This window comes from Caballeronia novacaledonica, assembly GCF_900258035.1.
Taxonomy (GTDB): domain Bacteria; phylum Pseudomonadota; class Gammaproteobacteria; order Burkholderiales; family Burkholderiaceae; genus Caballeronia; species Caballeronia novacaledonica.
This window is the reverse complement of the sequence record NZ_OGTP01000072.1, coordinates 1-556: the sequence shown is the minus strand read 5'-3', so window position 1 is coordinate 556 and position 556 is coordinate 1. Positions and strand designations below refer to the sequence as shown.

Sequence of the window (556 nt, the reverse complement as noted above, 5' to 3'; positions counted from 1 at the left end):
CGATCGTGCGTCATGAAGTGAGCACGCTGCATTTCGTGCCCTCGATGCTTCAGGCGTTCATCGAAAGCGAACATGTAGAGAGATGCGAACTGCGTCAAATCATATGCAGTGGCGAAGCGCTGCCTGCGCAGTTGCAGCGCAAAGTCTTCGAGCGTCTGCCGGGCGTGGACTTGCATAACCTTTATGGTCCGACCGAAGCGGCAATCGACGTCACCGCATGGCGCTGCCGCGAAGAAGAGAAAGCCGTGCCGATCGGCGCGCCGATCACGAACACGCAAACGTGGGTGCTCGACGAGCGCATGGAGCCGGTGCCGCGCGGCGTGGCGGGCGAACTGTATCTCGGTGGTGCGGGTCTCGCGCGCGGCTATCTCGGCCGCCCCGGTTTGACGGCGGAGCGCTTCGTTGCCGATCCGTTATCGAGCGATCCAGGTTCACGCCTCTATCGCACCGGCGATCTTGTGCGCTGGCGTGCCGATGGCGTGCTCGATTATCTGGGCCGGCTCGATCATCAGGTGAAGATTCGCGGGTTCCGCATCGAACTGGGTGAAATCGAAGC

1 protein-coding gene is annotated in these 556 nt (G+C 61.9%); it reads left to right on the top strand.

What is annotated here, in order from left to right; genetic code table 11:
- On the top strand, positions 1-556 hold a 556-nt coding region (locus NOV72_RS31790; protein ID WP_146150074.1), incomplete at both ends, for an AMP-binding protein.